Raw genomic sequence first — 16858 nt, forward strand, 5'->3', positions numbered from 1 at the left:
GCTAGTCGGCGGCGCGGCGCACCCGGAAAAGCTTGACGTCGGTTTTGATGCCCTTGAGATGACGCGCCCCGGCGAAAGACCAGGAGAAGCGGTCGTCGTCGCCGATGGCGTCGCGCGCCGACTCCGAGGCCAGCACCGATCCGGGCCGGGCGGCGCCGGTGACCCGACTGGCGAGGTTGACCGGGCTGCCGAACCAGTCCCCGGCGCGGCTGACCGCCATGCCGGTGGCCATGCCCACCCGTAGCCGGGGGAAGTCCTCGTCGCCGTCGGTGGCCTCGACCAATGTCATCACCGCCTCGAGCAGCGGCACCGGATCGGGGCTGACCAACATCACCTCGTCGCCGATCGTCTTGACCAGCCGCACCGGATGTACGGCCACCTCGCGGGCGAGGTCGGCCAACCGGTGGGCCAGGCGTTCGAGGCCTTCGGGCGGCACCATCTCGCCCAGGCGCGTGAACCCGACCAGGTCGGCGAAGGCGATCGTCACCAGGCGGGCGCCGGGAAGCCGTTGGCCCTCGGCGCGCTCAGATGCGCTGACGGCCTCGGTCTCCATCAGATGTCGCAGTTGGGCGCGCAGCATCTCCTGGATCATCGGCCCGAGCAACGGGGCGGCCTCACGCACCAGCGCTTCGGAGTTCTTGGCGATGTCGAGTTCGGTGGCCGCCGGGTCCAGAACCGAAGCCAGTGCGGCGTATCGCATCACCTCGGCGGCGCGGGACAGCCCCTCGGCGAGCATGCGGGTGATCTGCACTATCTGGTCGGGCTCGATGCCCAACTCGATGAAACGTTGGGCGAATGCGGCGGATTCGGCGTCGGCGCGCATGTGCACAGCGGCATCCGGATCGTCGACGGTCGGCAAGCCCATCGCGTGCTGAATTCGTTGCAGCAGTTCGAGGTCGATGCCGAACTTCTCGCTGGTCTGCCGCGCCGAGACATAGGTGCCGTCGTCGCCGAGGACACGCCGCGCCGCAAGCAGCATCGGCGCGAAGGCGTTTCGGATCTGCTCGACGGTGATGCCGCGCTCGAGCAGCCAGGCGATCAGCTCCGCGCGCTCGGCCCGTGTCTTGTCGTCGAGGTCGTCGAGCAGCCCGGAGGCTTCGATGTCGAAGTCTTCTTCGGCCACCGGCCAAACGTACCGTCGAGCCGTGCGATATTCGCAGTCATGACCTCCCCGCTGCTGCATGGGCTGCCACCGATCGTCGGCGCGGGCGCACGCACGCTGATCCTGGGCAACATGCCCAGCGCCATGTCCCTTGCCGCAGGGCAGTACTACGGCAATCCACGCAACGCGTTCTGGCGGATCACGAGCGAGGTTCTCGGATTCGACGTCGACGCTCCGTACGAGTCGCGGGCCGCGTCGCTTCGCGCACACGGCGTCGCGGTGTGGGATGTGCTCAGATCATGCCGCCGCGTGGGCAGCCTGGACTCCGCGGTGGCGCCGGAAAGCATGGTGGCCAACGATTTCGACTGGCTGTTCGACGAATATCAGGGCATCACGACCGTGCTGTTCAACGGCGCGGCCGCGGAGAAGAACTTCGGCCGGCTGGTGCGGGCCCGACCGGCGGTGAGTTATCGGCGGATGCCGTCGACCAGTCCCGCCCAGACCATGCGATACGCCGTCAAGCTCGAGGCCTGGCGCGATGCACTGAGCGCACGCCGATGACGGTCTGCAGGGCGCGCGAGGTCGGCCGACACGCCGGCGACCGTGCGAAAACTCCTGCAGATCTGCGGCGTGTCGGCCTCTGACCCGCACGCTCGCGCAGGGGTGGGGGGCGTCGTAGGAAACCCGGGCACACCGAGGTCGCGTTGTCGCCGAGCAATCTAAAACGGGCGGGTTTTGGTATTCGCCCGATGCGTGGATTTCGCGCAATCCGGCCGGGATTACGTCGCCACTTTCGAATGGCACGCCGACCGCTCGGTGCAACGTCGCGCCGCTGTCGGCCGCGCTATGAACGTCCCGATCGCAGCGCGCACCGCGGTTGCCGGCGGGGCGGGATCGCCCCCGAGCGATCGCCGTGTTCTCGCAGGCACGCTCGCCGGGAACGGGTGTCGGCGGACGGGGGCTTTGCACGTCCCGGCCCCCCATACCACCACCCCGACACAGTTAATTACTTTTACGACAATTTTCTGAATTTCTGACTTAAACGGCGTTATCGACAATATTTGCGCCTCACGCGGGCGCAAATTTTTATTTGCACTTTCCCGTTTGAAACCATACTCAGGTGTATTGAGATCAATGCAGGTCAAGTCGACCCGTTAGGCGAAAAACCCGGAGTCAAGTGGCAAATCAGGTTGCCCGAAGCGGTTTGCCAAAATCTCCTCTTCTTGGTCGCATAGATCTGACTGTGATGCTTGACACAGCGGCTAGCAAAGCTCTAATGTCTGCTGCGCAAGGAGCGCAGTCAGGTCTGCACCGAGGAGGGTCGCAATGACTCCGGATCGCATCGACGCTGGCACACGGCGACGCAAGAAGCGGGCGGGCAGTCACAGAAGGTCGCGCAGGCGGTCGATGCTGACCCGCACCGTGATTGCCGGCGGCGCGGCCCTGTGCATCGGAGCGGTCTACGAATTGAGCATCCCGACTGCCGAAGCGCTGTCGATCCTGCTGCCCGGCCGGACGGTGGACGGTGTCAGCAATTCGACCCGGATCAACATCCTCGAGGGCAACATCTTCCACCCGCAGTTCGGCGGTAACAACATCAGTAACAACACGACGTTCGGCAACGTGGTGATCGGCCAGGCCAACAACATCGTCAACGAGCTGTGGTCGCAGGAGATCCGGCTCGGCGGCGCGACCGGGAACGGCAACGTCACGCAGATCAACATCCTGTCGTACAACATCTTCAACCCGCAGATCAGCTTCGCCAGGAACGTCAGCAACAACACGAGCGTCAACAACGTCTCGGCAGGCAACGGCAACAACAACAGCACCTCGGTGGCCACCGCCGGCGGCATCCTGCCGTGGTTCGGCGGCCCGACCGGCAACGGCAACACCGTCCAGTTCTCGTTCTTCTCCGGCAACATCTTCAACCCGCAGTGGTCGCTTCTCGGCAACGAAAGCAACAACACGACGATCACCAACGTGTCGTTCGGAAACGGCAACTACAGCACTGCCACAGTCGGTTTCGGCGGCTGGTTCGGCACGTTCGTGATGGGCCAGGGCAACGGCAACACCACCCAGTTCGGGTTCTTCGTATCCAACATCTGGAACCCCCAGTTCAGTTTCGGCGGCGGCAACATCAGCCGAAACACCGCGGTCACCAACTCGTCGAGCAACAACGGCAACAACAGCAGTAACCAGGGCGGCAGCGGTTCGGGGATCACAGTGGGCACCGTCGGCAACGGCAACACCAACCAGGGCGCCAGCAGCTCCGGCAACATCTTCAACGACCAGGTCAACATCGGCCCCACTTCGAACTCCACCAGCACCCAGCAGCAGGGCTCCGATCCCGTCCTGGATGCCTTGAACGAGCTCGGCTACCAGCCGTCCGGCGGCTCGGGGCAGGACGACATCGAGATCGACACCGACGGCCCCGATTCGGATCTAGATGCATTGTCTGCCAACGGCACCGACAGTCTCGCCGCGGTCGATAGCGCCGGCTCGGGCACCACGGCCGATCTCGACGCCGCACCGGACCTCGGCGGCGGCATCACGGGTAGCGAGGGTGGCGAAGGCGGTGGTGTCGACGGTGGCGTCGACGGTGGCGGCCCGGGCGGTGGTGAAGGGGGGAACACCAATGACTAGACGGCGATGTGAAGGCATCGGGGAGGTGCGGATGAGGTGACTGCTAACGGCAGTGTTGCTGAATGTCGCACTGCTACAACGCTTGGATGATACGACTGCATTCAGCTGACGTCGTCAGAAGTCGACGCCAAATATTCCAAACACACTGACAGGCAACGAAATACTTAAGGAGCTGAAGAAAAGTGACTAAGCACAACAAGTCCCGAGAACTGCGCACGCCGGCCAAGCTGAATCGCGCACTCGCGATCAGCGCCATCGCCGGATGCACGGCCGGATTCGGCGCACTCGCCGCACTGGCCTCCCCGGCGGCACAGGCCGACGACTGGTGGTTGTTGAGCGGTAACGACACCGACATCAACGTCCCGATCGGCAGCAACGGCAACGGCATCACCAACCAGATCGGTGCGGGCACCGGCAATATCGCCAACGGCCAGCTCAACATTCCGATCCTCAGCCCGGTCATCGCGGGCGGCAACGCCATCAACGCCGCCCCGACGCTCGGCGGTCTGGCCGTCGGCGGACTGGGCGCCAGCACCGCCACCACCCTCGGCGTGCCCGTCGGCGGCACGGCACTGGGGACCACGCTCGGCCTCAATCCCGCCATCGGCGGGTTGGGCGTCGGCGGCTCGAACCTCGGCGCCTCGCTGGGTGGTCTGGGCCTCGGCGGCTGGGGCGTCGGCGGCGCCACGATCCCCGTGGCGACCGGCGGCATCGGCGTCCCGGTGGACCTCGGCGTCCAGGCCGGCCTCGGCGGTGCCGGTATCGGGGCCCTCGACGGACTCGGTGCCGGTGGCGCCGGAGCCGGCGACCAGACCATCGGCGGCGGTGACACCAACCCGACCGGCGGCACCACCGGCCCCGCGGCGTCCGTGGGCGTCGGCGCCGAAGCCAACGCGGGCGACGGCGGGGAGATCGATCAGGACGCCGGTGACGGCATCGGCGGCGGCGCCACCGGCGGCACCACCACGGGCGGCACCACCCGCGCCGGGGACGCCTTCAACAACGGAACCGCCACCAGCGGACCCGCCAACGGCGGCACGGCGATCGGCGGCGGCGCCACCAGCAGTTCCAGCGCTAATGCCGGTGGCAATCAGTCCAACAACAACTCGAGCACCAACTCCTCGAGCGGCAACGGCAACAACAGCAGCAACAGCGTCGGCTGAACGCGAACCGCCCGTAGCGGCGCTGCCCCGTCCGGGGTGGCGCCGCTCCGGCCTGCCGTCATGAGACCACCGGCTAACGTGGCGGAATGACCTGTGTGTTCTGCGCCATCGTGGCGGGCGAGGCACCCGCCGTCCCCATCTACGAGGACGACGAATATCTGGCCTTCCTCGACATCCGACCGTTCACCCGCGGCCACACGCTCGTCGTCCCGAAGCGACACACCGTCGACCTGACCGACACCCCGCCGGAGACAGTCGCCGGCCTGGTGACGATCGGCCAACGCATCGCGCGAGCCGCGCGGCAGTCCGGCTTGCACGCCGACGGCAACAACATCGTCATCAACGACGGCAAGGCCGCGTTCCAGACCGTGTTCCACATTCACCTGCACGTCCTGCCGCGTCACAACGGTGACAAGCTGTCATTCGCCAAGGGCATGCTGCTGCGCCGCGACCCCGACCGCGAGGAATCCGGCCGGCTGTTACGCGAAGCGCTGGCGCAACTGGGCTCCAGTCCGCAAGACTGACGACCATGAGCATGCCGTGGTGGGAAAAGCACATCGCACTGCCGCTGTTGATGCTGCACGACAAGGTCTATCGGAACACCAACGGCCGGATCGGGCACCGAATTCTGCCGGGCACCCCACCGAACCTGCTGCTGCACACCGTCGGCGCGAAAACCGGGATCGCCCGCACCAACTCGTTGACCTACGCCAGAGACGGTGAGAACTATCTGATCGTGGCGTCCAAGGGCGGCGAACCCAAGGCGCCCGGCTGGTATCACAACCTGAAGGCCAATCCGCGCGTCGAGATCAACGTCGGCCCACAGCGTTTCGCCGTGACCGCCAAACCGGTGCTGCCCGACGACCCCGACTACCCACGACTGTGGCAGATCGTCAACAAGAACAACTCGAACCGCTATGAGAACTATCAGAAGCGCACCACGCGCCCGATCCCCGTGGTGGTGCTGAGGCCCTAGAACAGCTCTTTGGCCAGCAGTTCGAGGGTCTTCTCACGTGCCGGCGCAGAGGCGGGATCGGTGCCGCGGCGCGCCGACGCGACCGGGTTGATCATCACCTCGTCGACTCCGAACCGCTCGGCGAGCGCACGGATCTCGTCGGCGGCCTCCGCGGGGGTTCCCACCACGGTACGGCCGAAGGCGGCCTCCACCGCCCGCTGCATGTCGGGGCCGAGCGCCGTCGCTTCGGCGTCCTCGACGAGGTCCAGCGGTCCCAACGGCTGGCCGGCCCGCAACCGGGCCATCATCTGCAGGTTCGGCAAGGCCAACGCCGTTGCGTCGTCACGGCTGTCGGCCACCACGGCGTTGACGGTCAGGAATGTCTCCGGCTCGGAGGCCTGGATGCTCGGCCGAAACTCCGACCGGTAGGTCTGCAGCGCCTCGGCGGTGCCCTTGCCCGAGAAATGGTGGGCGAACACGTACGGCAGGCCCTTGGCCGCGGCCAGGTGCGCCGAGTACATCGACGAGCCGAGCAGCCACAGCTTGGGCACACTGGCGGCGGCCGGGGTGGCCTTGAGCACGTAGTGCTGGTTCGGGATCGCCACCCGAGCGCCCTGCGGGCTCATCAGCGCGACCACGTCGCCGAGGTACTCGGGAAACGCCTCGATGTCGCGTTCGTCGCGACCGGCGGCGCCGCGCAGCGCCCACGACGTGACCGGGTCCGAGCCCGGCGCACGGCCGATACCCAGGTCGATGCGCCCCGGATGCGCCGCCTCCAGCAGGGCGAACTGCTCGGCGACGGCCAACGGCGCGTGGTTGGGCAGCATCACCCCGCCCGAGCCGATCCGCATCCGGGTGGTGTGGGCGGCCAGGTGGGCGATCACCACCGGCGGGCTGGTGGCCGCGACCGACGGCATGTTGTGGTGCTCGGCGATCCAGTAGCGGGTGTAGCCGAGGCGATCGGCCACCTTCGCGAGCTGCGTCGAAGCCGACAGGGCGTCCGACGTCGACTGGTCGGTGCGCACCGGGATGAGATCGAGGACGGATAGCTGCATCACCTGCTCAACGCCGCGCGGCGATAAAGCGTTCCCCGCTCCGGTCACCACTGTCCGCCGGACGCCAGCGCGACAGCGGTGCGGAACACGTCGTCGAGCATCTCCGGCGTGAGCTTGCCGGTGAAGGTGTTCTGCTGGCTGGGGTGATAGCAGCCGATCAATGTGACGTCGCCGAGGTCGGCGGTGGCCCCGTGCCCGAACCGCGGGGCCGGTGAGGGAACCACGCCCCCGCCGGTGCGCACCATCTGCAGCGCCGCCCGCCACGCGAAACCGCCGAGCGCGACGAGCACCCGCACCGACGGCGCCATCAACCGCCACTCGGCGTCCAGCCACGGCGCACAGGTGGCCCGCTCGGCGGGCGTTGGCGCATTGCCCGGCGGCGCGCAGCGCACCGCGGCGGCGATCCGAATGTCGTTGAGCGTCAAGCCGTCAGCGGCATCCACACACACCGATTGACTGGCCAGACCGGTGCGGTGCAGCGCGGCGAACAAGAAGTCGCCGGAGCGGTCGCCGGTGAACACCCGCCCGGTGCGGTTGCCGCCATGCGCGGCCGGCGCGAGGCCGACGATCATCACCCGCGGGCGCGCGGGCCCCCAGCCCGGTATCGGTCGGCCCCAGTATGGTTCGCCCGCGAAAGACTTGCGTTTGACCACCGCGACCTCCTCGCGCCACTGGACCAGCCGGGGGCAGGCGCGGCACACCGAGATCTCGGCGTCCAGTTCCTCGACGGTTTTCACCGCGGCAGCCATGGCGGCCACCTGCGCGGGCGTCTGGGCCACCGCGGTGCGCGGGGTCGCCGGATCACCGGGCCAGCCGGCGCCGGGGGGCACCGGCGATTCGAACTCGACCCCGGTGCGCGGATGAGGTAGGTGCACAGCCTCACTGTGCACCATCGCGCGCACGCAGCCGAAAATGCGTCGTCCCACAGGCGATCCGCTGTTAAATTCAGCCGCGATATCCCATGACGAATGGCAAGCGCGGCCCCCTGTACCTGATCCTGTTCGCCGTGCTGATGGCGGGAGCCGGCAACGGCATCTCGATCGTCGCCTTCCCCTGGCTGGTGCTGCAGCGCAACGGTTCTGCGGTCGAGGCCTCGATCGTGGCGATGGCCGGAACCTTGCCGCTGCTGGTCGCCACCCTGATCGCGGGCGCCGCGGTCGACTACCTCGGGCGCCGCCGCGTCTCAATGATCTCCGACGCCCTTTCGGCGCTGTCGGTGGCCGCGGTGCCGGTGCTGGCCTTGACCTTCGGCATGGACGTGGTCAACGTCGCGGTGCTGGCCGTGCTGGCCGGTCTCGGCGCATTCTTCGACCCGGCGGGCATGACCGCCCGCGAGACCATGCTGCCCGAGGCGGCCACGCGTGCGGGCTGGACGCTGGACCGCGCCAACAGCGTCTACGAGGCGACGTTCAACCTGGCCTACATCGTCGGCCCCGGCATCGGCGGCCTGCTGATCGCCACGCTGGGCGGGGTGAACACGATGTGGGTGACCGCATGCGCATTCCTGTTGTCGATCACCGCGATCGCGCTGCTGCGGTTGGAAGGCGCGGGTGCGCCCGACCGGACGGTGCTGCCCGACGGGGTGTGGGCGGGCATCGTGGAGGGCCTGCAGTTCGTCTGGCGCACCCCGGTGCTGCGCACGCTGGCTTTCGTCGATCTGGCCGCGACCGGGCTCTACATGCCGATGGAAAGCGTGCTGTTCCCGAAGTACTTCACCGACCGCGACGAACCCGCCCACCTGGGCTGGGTGCTGATGGCGTTGAGCATCGGCGGTCTGGTCGGCGCGCTGGGCTATGCGGTGGTGTCGAGGTACATGAGCCGTCGCGCCACCATGGTGGCGGCGGTACTGACGCTGGGGGCGGCGATGACGGTGATCGCGTTCCTGCCGCCGCTGCCGCTGATCCTGGCGCTGAGCGCGGTGATCGGGCTGATGTACGGCCCGATCCAGCCGATCTACAACTACGTGATGCAGACGCGTGCCCCGCAGCACCTGCGCGGCCGGGTGGTCGGGGTGATGGGCTCGCTGGCCTATGCCGCGGGCCCACTCGGGCTGGTCGTCGCGGGCCCGCTGGCCGACTCGGCGGGCCTGCACGTCACCTTTCTGGCGTTGTCGTTGCCGATGCTGCTACTGGGCGCGGCGGCGGTGTTCTTGCCCGCACTTCGCGAACTGGACCGCACGCCTGCCCCGCTCGAGCCCTCGTGATCAGCGCCCGACCTACGATTGGCGGGTGAACTCCGCCGTGGCCGCCTTGATCGCCGAGTTGTCCGAGGGTTCGGAGAACATGGTCGTCACCGACCCCGACATCCTGGCCTCCTATCGGCAGGACCGCGCCTTCGACCCCAGCGCGGGCACCGCGCTGGCGGTGGTCCGGCCGCGCAGCACCGAGGACGTGCAGACCGTGATGCGCTGGGCCACCGCGCACAAGATCGCGGTGGTGCCCCGCGGCATGGGCACCGGCCTGTCCGGCGGCGCCACCGCGCTCGACGGCGCGATCGTGTTGACCACCGAGCGGATGCGCGACATCACCGTCGACCCCGTCACCCGCACGGCCGTCGCGCAGCCCGGGTTGCTCAACGCCGAGGTGAAGACCGCGGCCGCCGAGCACGGGCTGTGGTATCCGCCGGATCCGTCGTCGTTCGAGATCTGCAGCATCGGTGGCAACATCGCCACCAACGCCGGTGGGCTGTGTTGTGTGAAGTACGGCGTCACCACCGACTACGTGCTGGGCCTGCAGGTGGTGCTGGCCGACGGAACCGCGGTGCGGCTGGGCGGGCCGCGGCTCAAAGACGTCGCGGGGCTGCCGCTGACCAAGCTGTTCGTCGGCAGCGAGGGCACCCTCGGCATCGTCACGGAGGTGACCCTCAAGCTGCTGCCGGCCCAGAATGCGCCCTGCACCGTGGTCGCGACGTTCGGTTCGGTGGAGGCCGCCGCGAACGCCGTCGTCGCCATCACCGGCAGGATCCGGCCGTCGATGCTGGAGTTCATGGACGCCGCGGCCATCAACGCCGTCGAGGACAAGCTGCGGATGGGACTGGACCGCAACGCCGCCGCGATGATCGTGGCCGCCAGCGACGAACGCGGCCACTCGGGAGCCGAGGACGCCGGCTTTATGGCCGACGTGTTCACCGAACACGGTGCCGCCGAGGTGTTTTCGACATCAGATCCCGACGAGGGCGAGGCGTTCGTCGCCGCCCGCCGGTTCGCGATCCCCGCGGTGGAGGCCAAGGGCTCGCTGCTGCTCGAGGACGTCGGGGTGCCGCTGCCCGCACTGGCCGACCTGGTCTCGGGGGTGGCCAAGATCGCGGCCAACCACGATCTGATGATCTCGGTGATCGCCCACGCCGGCGACGGCAACACCCACCCGCTCATCGTCTACGACCCCGCCGACGCCGCGATGACCGCACGCGCTCAGCGGGCGTTCGGCGAGATCATGGACCTCGCCGTCGCCCTCGGCGGCACGATCACCGGAGAACACGGGGTCGGCCGGCTGAAGCGGCCGTGGCTGGCCGGCCAGCTGGGCCCGGAGGCGATGGACCTCAACCGCCGCATCAAGCAGGCGCTGGATCCGGACAACATCCTCAACCCCGGCGCCGGCATCTGACCGTGTGACGGCATCGGGTGTGCGCTGAGGGCGGGATTTTCAGATAATTCCCGCCAAGGACGCACACTCAGCCCCGTCACCGCACATTCGCTGATCGATTCCCCGTAACCTATTGACACCATCACGGCCTCTGTCGTACGAATGAGACATGACGGCAACTCTGTCTCAGAGCCCACCGGTGCGTTTCCACCTCTTCGACGCCGACACGTGGTCGGATCCGTGGCCGACCTATCGCGCGCTGCGCGACCACGACCCGGTGCACCACGTCGTCCCCGAGGACGCACCGGACCACGACTACTACGTGATGTCCCGGCACGCCGACGTCTGGGAGGCCGCCCGCGACAACGCCACCTACTCGTCTGCGCAGGGCCTGACCATCAACTATGGTGAGCTGGAACTCATTGGTCTGCAAGATAATCCGCCGTTCGTGATGACCGACCCACCGGTACACACCGAGTTTCGCAAACTGGTGTCACGCGGGTTCACCCCACGGCAGGTGGAAGCCGTCGAGCCCAAGGTCCGCGAGTTCGTCGTCGAGCGCATCGAGCGCATCCGGCGAAACGGTGGCGGAGACATCGTCGCCGAACTGTTCAAACCACTGCCGTCGATGGTCGTCGCGCACTACCTGGGCGTGCCGGAGGCCGACCGTAAGCAGTTCGACGACTGGACCGACGCCATCGTCGCCGCCAACACCTCCACCGCCGGCATCGCGGGCGCGATGGCCAGCGTGGGCGACGCAGTCGGGTCGATGATGGCCTACTTCACCGAGCTCATCGAGCGCCGCCGCCGCGAACCCGAGGACGACACGATCTCGCATCTGGTGACCGCCGGCGTGGGCGCCGACGGCGACATCAAGGGCACGCTGTCGATCCTGGCGTTCACCTTCACGATGGTCACCGGGGGTAATGACACCACCACCGGCATGCTCGGCGGCACCGTGCAGTTGCTGCATCAGCGGCCCGACCAGCGCGAGCTGCTGGCCGCCGACCCCGGGCTGATTCCCGACGCGATCGACGAGTTCCTGCGGCTCACCTCGCCGGTGCAGGGCCTGGCCCGCACCGTCACCCGCGACGTCACCGTCGGCCAGACCACGATCCCCGAGGGCCGCCGGGTGCTGTTGCTCTACGGGTCGGCCAACCGCGACGAGCGCGAATACGGCGAGAACGCAGGCGAACTCGACGTCCGACGGCGGCCGCGCAACATCATGACGTTCAGCCACGGCGCGCATTTCTGCCTCGGTGCGGCCGCAGCCCGCATGCAGTCCCGGGTCGCATTGACCGAGCTGATGGCCCGTTGCCCGGATTTCGAGGTCGACGAGTCCAAAATCACCTGGGCAGGCGGAGGTTACGTGCGCAGGCCGACGTCGGTGCCGTTCCGGGTCAAGGGCTGATGGCCGGCGACTGGTTGGCCGCGAGGCGCACCGAGGTTGCCGCCGACCGCATTCTCGACGCCGCGGGCGAACTGTTCGCCCAGAAAGAGGCCGCGACCGTCGGGATGCACGAAATCGCTTCGGCGGCAGGCTGTTCGCGTGCCACGCTGTACAGGTACTTCGAGAATCGTGACGCCCTCTACACCGCCTACGTGCACCGCGAGAGCTACCGGCTCTATCGCGAGATGACCGAGCAGGTCAACTCCGTACTGGATCCCAGCGACCGCCTGATCGAGGGCATGCTCGCCTCGCTGCGCAATGTCCGCGAAAGTCCGGCGCTGGCCTCGTGGTTCGCCACCACGCAGCGGCCGATCGGCGCGGAGATGGCCGAGCAGTCGGAGGTGATCAAGGCGCTGACCGAGGCCTTCGTCATCTCGCTGGGACCCGACGAGCCCGAGGTGGTCGCGCACCGGGCGCGTTGGCTCGTCCGGGTGATGACCTCACTGTTTCTGTTCCCCGGTCACGACGAGGACGACGAGCGCGCGATGCTCGAGGAGTTCGTCGTACCGATCGTGCTGCCGAACTGGCCGGCCACCCCGTAACGGCGTCAGGCCACCCAGTACGCCTGGGCCTTGATCGACTTGCGCGGCATCTTGAACTCCTCGCGGAACAGCTTGGACACCGCGCGGGTGGTGCGGTTGTCGCAGGCCACCCAGCCGAAGTGGTCGGAGGCGTCGAACGCCGCCGAGGCGACCGCCTCCACCAACGCCTGGCCGGCGTTCTTGCGGTCCACCCACGTGACGTCTTTGGGGCGGGTCACCGGTAACTGCTTGTCGCCGTCGCGAGCGGCTTCCAGAAACACCCGTGCGGGGGTGTCCCCGATGGCCACGAGCAGCGAGTTGATCGCGGGCAGCGATGCGGTGTCGCCCACGATCAGATAGCCCGCGGGCGGCGGCTCGGGCAGCGTGAAGTTGCTGCCGAGGACCGTCACATCGATGGTGTCGCCCGGTTGGGCGTTCTCGGCCCAGTGCGAGGCCACGCCGTCGTGCAGTGCGAACTCGATGTCGACGGTGTCGGCCTCCGGGTTGGGGTCGACGAGCGTATAGCCGCGCTGGTGCTGCTTGTCCCCGTCGGCGAACCACATCCGGACCCACATGGTCGGGTGCAGCGGCCGGTCGGCGAGCATGCCACCGGCATCGAAGTTCAGCCGCAGGTAGTGCGGGCTGATCTCGCGCCGGCCCGTGACGGTCAGCCGGTAGTCGCCCGCGCGCAGCAGCTTGAGCACCGCACCCTGGAAACCACGCGTTGGCTTCTTGTCTGACATCCCCTCGTCCTTCGCTCGCTTATTAGGGCAGCTTAACCTAAGAAGTCGGCGGGCGGGGCCGCGAAACTGCATCCGCGCAGGCGAAGTGCGAGTGGGGGCCTGCTGGAATGCAGTTTCGCGAGTTCGGTCGCCGCGGCGGGATCAGTCCGGTCGGACCCGGGTGAACCGGTGCAACAGCCAGGCCAACGGCACCGTCACCACGAACGTGCCGATGAACAGCATCGCCATCGAACCGGTGTAGATCGGGTGGCGCAGGATCTCGACCATCACCACCTCCATCGTGATGAGGTGGATCAAGAAGATCTCATAAGAGATCTCGCCGAGAAACACCATCGGCCGCGAGGCCAGGAACTTCGCGTAGATTCCGCGATCCCCCAGCGCCAGCGGCGCCACCGCCAGCGTCGCGATCACCGCGTAGAACGCCGACTTGGCGAGCGCCTCCCGCAGTTCCGAGGGTGAGGTGGTGGGTTCGCCCGCCAGCGGCGTCGACACGATGAAGTAGCACACCAGCGCCAGCGGAACGCAGGCCAACGCGTACGCCCGAACCCCGAGCGGTTGCAATGCGGCCAGCATCATGCCGCCGAGAAACCAGGCCAGGTAGGCCGGCAGCCACAGCCTGGCGCCGTCAGGCAAGAAGTCGGTGGTGTGTACGAGGACCAGCCAGGCCGGGGTGAGCAAAGACAACGCGCCCAGCGCCGCCAGCAACAGGCCGGGCCGCCACCGTCGCCGACACACCAACACCAACAGCAGGTAGGCCAGCAGCGGCAGCACGGCGTAGAACGCCACCTCCACCGCCAGGCTCCACATCTGGGTCAGCCCCTGATGCAGATACGAGTACACGTAGTTGTCGGTGTAGATCTGGGTGTGGGTGAGGTTGCGCAGCAGCCCTTCCCAGGTGTGCCCGGGGTTCGGCCCGGCGGTGCGGAAGTGGTAGACGACGTAGGCCGCCAGCACGGTCACGATGTAGGCGGGCATGATCCGCCGCACCCGGCGCCACGCGTAGCGGCGCACCGACGGTGGCCGACCGCCCGCGGCGGCGGCCTTGACCCACGGCCGGAACAGCAAGAACCCCGACAGCACGAAGAAGATCGGCACCCCGATCTCCATCCGCGAGTACACCAGCCCCACATAGCCCTGCGGGTACTTGCCGGTGGTGTAGGCGGCGTGGGTGGCCAACACCAGCAGCGCCGCCACCGCTCGGATTCCGGTGAGCGAGGAGACCCGCTCGGGCTTGCTGACGGACTCCAGCCCGCCCTGTTCGTCCAGCCTGCTGGACAGGGTCATTGCCGCTTCCGTCGGTGCTTGTCCGAACCCCTTCCGGGTTTCTGGTCGGGCTGCAGATTGATCTTCACGCCCGAAATGCGGGTGTTTTCAAGTGCTTTCAACGTCTTGCGCGGAAGTTTCGCGGGTAACTCCACCAGCGAGAAATCGGGCCGGATGGTGATGTGGCCGAAATCGCTGCGGTGCAGGCCGCCTTCGTTGGCGATGGCGCCGACGATGTGGCCGGGACCGACCTTGTGCCGCTTGCCCACCGAGATGCGGTAGGTGGCCATGTCCTGGGACGGGTGCGCGCTGCGGCGCTTGGGCCGCTCATCGCGATCGGGGCGTTCGCGCCGCTTCTCCGGCGGGGGTTCGACCATGAAGAACTCGTCGCCGTTGCGGGCCTGCGCGGCCAACGCGGCGGCGATGTCGACGATCGGCACGTCGTGGTCGCGCTCGTAGTCCTCGATCAGGCTGCGGAACAACTCCACCCCCGGTGCGTCGAGGGCGTCGGTGATCGAATCGCGAAACTTCGTCACCCGTTGGGCGTTGACGTCTGCGACCGTGGGCAGATCGGCCTCCACCAGCTTCGACCGGGTGGCCTTCTCGATCGCCTTGAGTAGATGGCGCTCCCGCGGCGTGACGAACAGCAGCGCCGCTCCTGACCGTCCGGCGCGGCCGGTACGTCCGATCCGGTGCACGTAGGACTCGGTGTCGTGCGGGATGTCGTAGTTGAGCACGTGTGAGATGCGCTCGACGTCCAGACCGCGGGCCGCCACGTCGGTGGCGATGAGGATGTCGACGGTTCCGTCCTTGAGTGCGGCGATGGTGCGCTCGCGCTGGGCCTGGACGATGTCGCCGTTGATCGCCGCCGCCGCGAACCCGCGGGCCTTGAGTCGTTCGGCGACTTCCTCGGTGGCCTGCTTGGTGCGGACGAACACGATCATCGCTTCGAACGGTTCGACCTCCAGCACTCGGGTCAGCGCGTCCATCTTGCGCGGCCCGGCCACCTGGATGTAGCGCTGCGAAACGTTCTCCGCGGTCGCGGTTTTCGCCTTGACCGTCACCTCGACGGGGTCGTGCAGGTACTTGCTGGTGATCTTGCGGATCGCCGCGGGCATGGTCGCCGAGAACAGCGCCACCTGTTTGTACTCCGGGGTGTCGGACAGGATCCGCTCGACGTCCTCGGCGAAGCCCATCTGCAGCATCTCGTCGGCCTCGTCGAGCACCAGGTAGTCCAGCCGGCTCAGGTCGAGCCTGCCCTTCTCCAGATGGTCGATCACCCGGCCGGGCGTGCCGACGACGACCTGTGCGCCACGCCGCAGCCCGGCCAGTTGGGGGCCGTAGGACGACCCGCCGTAGATGGGCAGCACGTTGATCTCGGGCAGGTGTGCGCCGTAGCGGCCGAACGCCTCGGCCACCTGCAGAGCCAACTCGCGGGTGGGCGCGAGGATCAACGCCTGGGTGGCGCGGCTGGCGGGGTCGATCTTGGAGAGGATCGGGATCGCGAAGGCGGCGGTCTTGCCGGTTCCGGTCTGGGCCAGGCCGACGACGTCGGAGCCGGCCATCATGGCGGGAATGGTGGCGGCCTGCACCGCCGAGGGCACCTCGTATCCGACGTCGCCGACGGCCCGCAGCACCGATGGGTGAATCTGCAGGTCAGCAAAGGTCAGATCGGCGCCGGGCGCGTCCGGTTGCTCAGACGTCATGTCGGGTCGAGTCTAATGCGCCCCTACCGGCCGACCCGCCGCGCGGCCTGTCCGGACCCGGTCGACGGTTTCGGTACGGTGCGCAACGTGAAATGGGCGGCGGTGATCGGTGCGGTGATGGTGGCGGTCGTGGGGTGCGGCGCCAGCGATTCGACGGTCTCCAAGACGCCGGGCCCACCGAGCCAGGACGTGAGCTCGGTGGCGGGCCCGCCGCCGCCCGCCGCTCCCCCGTCGGGCCCGGTCGCACCGCCGGCCGCCGCCGACCCCTGCGAGGTCAACCTGGCCGCACCCGAGATCGTCACGGCGGTGTCCGAACTGCCCCGCGACCCGCGCAGCAACCAGGGCTGGAACCCTGAACCGCTGGCAGGCAACTACAACGAGTGCGCGCTGCTGTCGGCGGTGATCGTCAAGGCCAACACCAACGCCGAGAACCCCAACACCAGGGCGGTGATGTTCCATCGCGGCAAGTTCATCCCCACCGGTGTGCCCGACACCTACGGTTTCAACGGCATCGACACCTCGGCGAGCACCGGCGACACCGTCGCGCTGAGCTATTCCAGCGGGATGCCGGGGCTGACGAGCGTGGTGAAGTTCCGGTGGAACGGCAACGGCGTGGAGTTGATTTCGAACACCGGCGGCTGAGCCCGTCGACCGGGCATGTTGAATGTGGCCCGTG

General features: G+C 67.9%; 16 protein-coding genes. 10 read left to right on the forward strand and 6 right to left on the reverse strand.

Features of this window, described 5'->3' with window-relative positions; translation table 11 throughout:
- Position 1 precedes the first annotated feature (1 nt).
- Complete coding sequence (locus ABQE89_RS25710) at positions 2–1123, reverse strand: adenylate/guanylate cyclase domain-containing protein (protein WP_448421951.1); 1122 nt, start codon at positions 1121–1123, stop codon at positions 2–4.
- A gap of 39 nt (positions 1124–1162) precedes the next feature.
- On the opposite strand from ABQE89_RS25710, the gene ABQE89_RS25715 reads away from it, so the two are divergent.
- The 5 genes from ABQE89_RS25715 (at position 1163) to ABQE89_RS25735 (ending at position 5884) form a co-directional block, all read left to right on the forward strand.
- Positions 1163–1663: a DNA-deoxyinosine glycosylase gene (locus ABQE89_RS25715; protein ID WP_448421953.1), complete on the forward strand. Its 501-nt coding sequence runs from the start codon at positions 1163–1165 to the stop codon at positions 1661–1663.
- A gap of 765 nt (positions 1664–2428) precedes the next feature.
- Positions 2429–3745, forward strand: a complete 1317-nt coding sequence (locus tag ABQE89_RS25720; RefSeq protein ID WP_448421955.1) for a hypothetical protein — start codon at positions 2429–2431, stop codon at positions 3743–3745.
- Between the two features lie 182 nt (positions 3746–3927).
- On the forward strand, positions 3928–4908 hold the full coding sequence (locus ABQE89_RS25725) for a hypothetical protein (RefSeq protein WP_448421957.1): 981 nt from the start codon (positions 3928–3930) through the stop codon (positions 4906–4908).
- Positions 4909–4994: 86 nt separating this feature from the next.
- Entirely contained in the window at positions 4995–5432 is a 438-nt protein-coding gene (locus tag ABQE89_RS25730) for an HIT family protein (protein WP_448421959.1), read from the forward strand.
- 5 nt (positions 5433–5437) lie between these two features.
- Entirely contained in the window at positions 5438–5884 is a 447-nt protein-coding gene (locus ABQE89_RS25735) for a nitroreductase family deazaflavin-dependent oxidoreductase (protein WP_448421961.1), read from the forward strand.
- Here ABQE89_RS25735 and ABQE89_RS25740 read toward each other — a convergent pair.
- Complete coding sequence (locus tag ABQE89_RS25740) at positions 5881–6918, reverse strand: LLM class flavin-dependent oxidoreductase (RefSeq protein ID WP_448421963.1); 1038 nt, start codon at positions 6916–6918, stop codon at positions 5881–5883. The genes ABQE89_RS25735 and ABQE89_RS25740 overlap by 4 nt on opposite strands.
- Positions 6919–6962: 44 nt before the next feature.
- On the reverse strand, positions 6963–7811 hold the full coding sequence (locus ABQE89_RS25745; RefSeq protein ID WP_448421989.1) for a uracil-DNA glycosylase: 849 nt from the start codon (positions 7809–7811) through the stop codon (positions 6963–6965).
- Between the two features lie 68 nt (positions 7812–7879).
- On the opposite strand from ABQE89_RS25745, the gene ABQE89_RS25750 reads away from it, so the two are divergent.
- The 4 genes from ABQE89_RS25750 to ABQE89_RS25765 all read left to right on the forward strand — a co-directional run bounded on the left by ABQE89_RS25750 (position 7880) and on the right by ABQE89_RS25765 (position 12491).
- Positions 7880–9121 carry a multidrug efflux MFS transporter Tap gene (locus ABQE89_RS25750; protein ID WP_448421965.1) on the forward strand — a complete coding sequence of 414 codons (1242 nt, stop codon included), beginning with the start codon at positions 7880–7882 and terminating at the stop codon, positions 9119–9121.
- A gap of 79 nt (positions 9122–9200) precedes the next feature.
- Positions 9201–10520: an FAD-binding oxidoreductase gene (locus ABQE89_RS25755; protein ID WP_448421991.1), complete on the forward strand. Its 1320-nt coding sequence runs from the start codon at positions 9201–9203 to the stop codon at positions 10518–10520.
- 148 nt (positions 10521–10668) lie between these two features.
- Positions 10669–11910, forward strand: coding sequence for a cytochrome P450 (locus ABQE89_RS25760; RefSeq protein WP_448421968.1), 1242 nt, complete (start codon positions 10669–10671; stop codon positions 11908–11910).
- Complete coding sequence (locus ABQE89_RS25765; RefSeq protein WP_448421970.1) at positions 11910–12491, forward strand: TetR/AcrR family transcriptional regulator; 582 nt, start codon at positions 11910–11912, stop codon at positions 12489–12491. The genes ABQE89_RS25760 and ABQE89_RS25765 overlap by 1 nt, the downstream gene beginning before the upstream one ends.
- A 5-nt stretch (positions 12492–12496) precedes the next feature.
- On the opposite strand, the gene ABQE89_RS25770 is transcribed toward ABQE89_RS25765, so the two are convergent.
- The 3 genes from ABQE89_RS25770 to ABQE89_RS25780 form a co-directional block, all read right to left on the reverse strand.
- The gene (locus ABQE89_RS25770) at positions 12497–13213 is read right to left on the reverse strand and encodes a siderophore-interacting protein (RefSeq protein ID WP_448421972.1); all 717 of its coding nucleotides are present in this window, start codon (positions 13211–13213) and stop codon (positions 12497–12499) included.
- Positions 13214–13354: 141 nt separating this feature from the next.
- Positions 13355–14497, reverse strand: a complete 1143-nt coding sequence (locus ABQE89_RS25775; RefSeq protein ID WP_448421974.1) for an acyltransferase family protein — start codon at positions 14495–14497, stop codon at positions 13355–13357.
- Positions 14494–16182 carry a DEAD/DEAH box helicase gene (locus tag ABQE89_RS25780; protein WP_448421976.1) on the reverse strand — a complete coding sequence of 563 codons (1689 nt, stop codon included), beginning with the start codon at positions 16180–16182 and terminating at the stop codon, positions 14494–14496. The genes ABQE89_RS25775 and ABQE89_RS25780 overlap by 4 nt, the downstream gene beginning before the upstream one ends.
- A gap of 117 nt (positions 16183–16299) precedes the next feature.
- On the opposite strand from ABQE89_RS25780, the gene ABQE89_RS25785 reads away from it, so the two are divergent.
- Positions 16300–16824 (forward strand): LppP/LprE family lipoprotein, encoded by a 525-nt coding sequence (locus ABQE89_RS25785; protein ID WP_448421993.1) that lies wholly within the window; start codon positions 16300–16302, stop codon positions 16822–16824.
- Positions 16825–16858 lie beyond the last annotated feature (34 nt).

Source organism: Mycolicibacterium sp. XJ1819 (assembly GCF_053483675.1).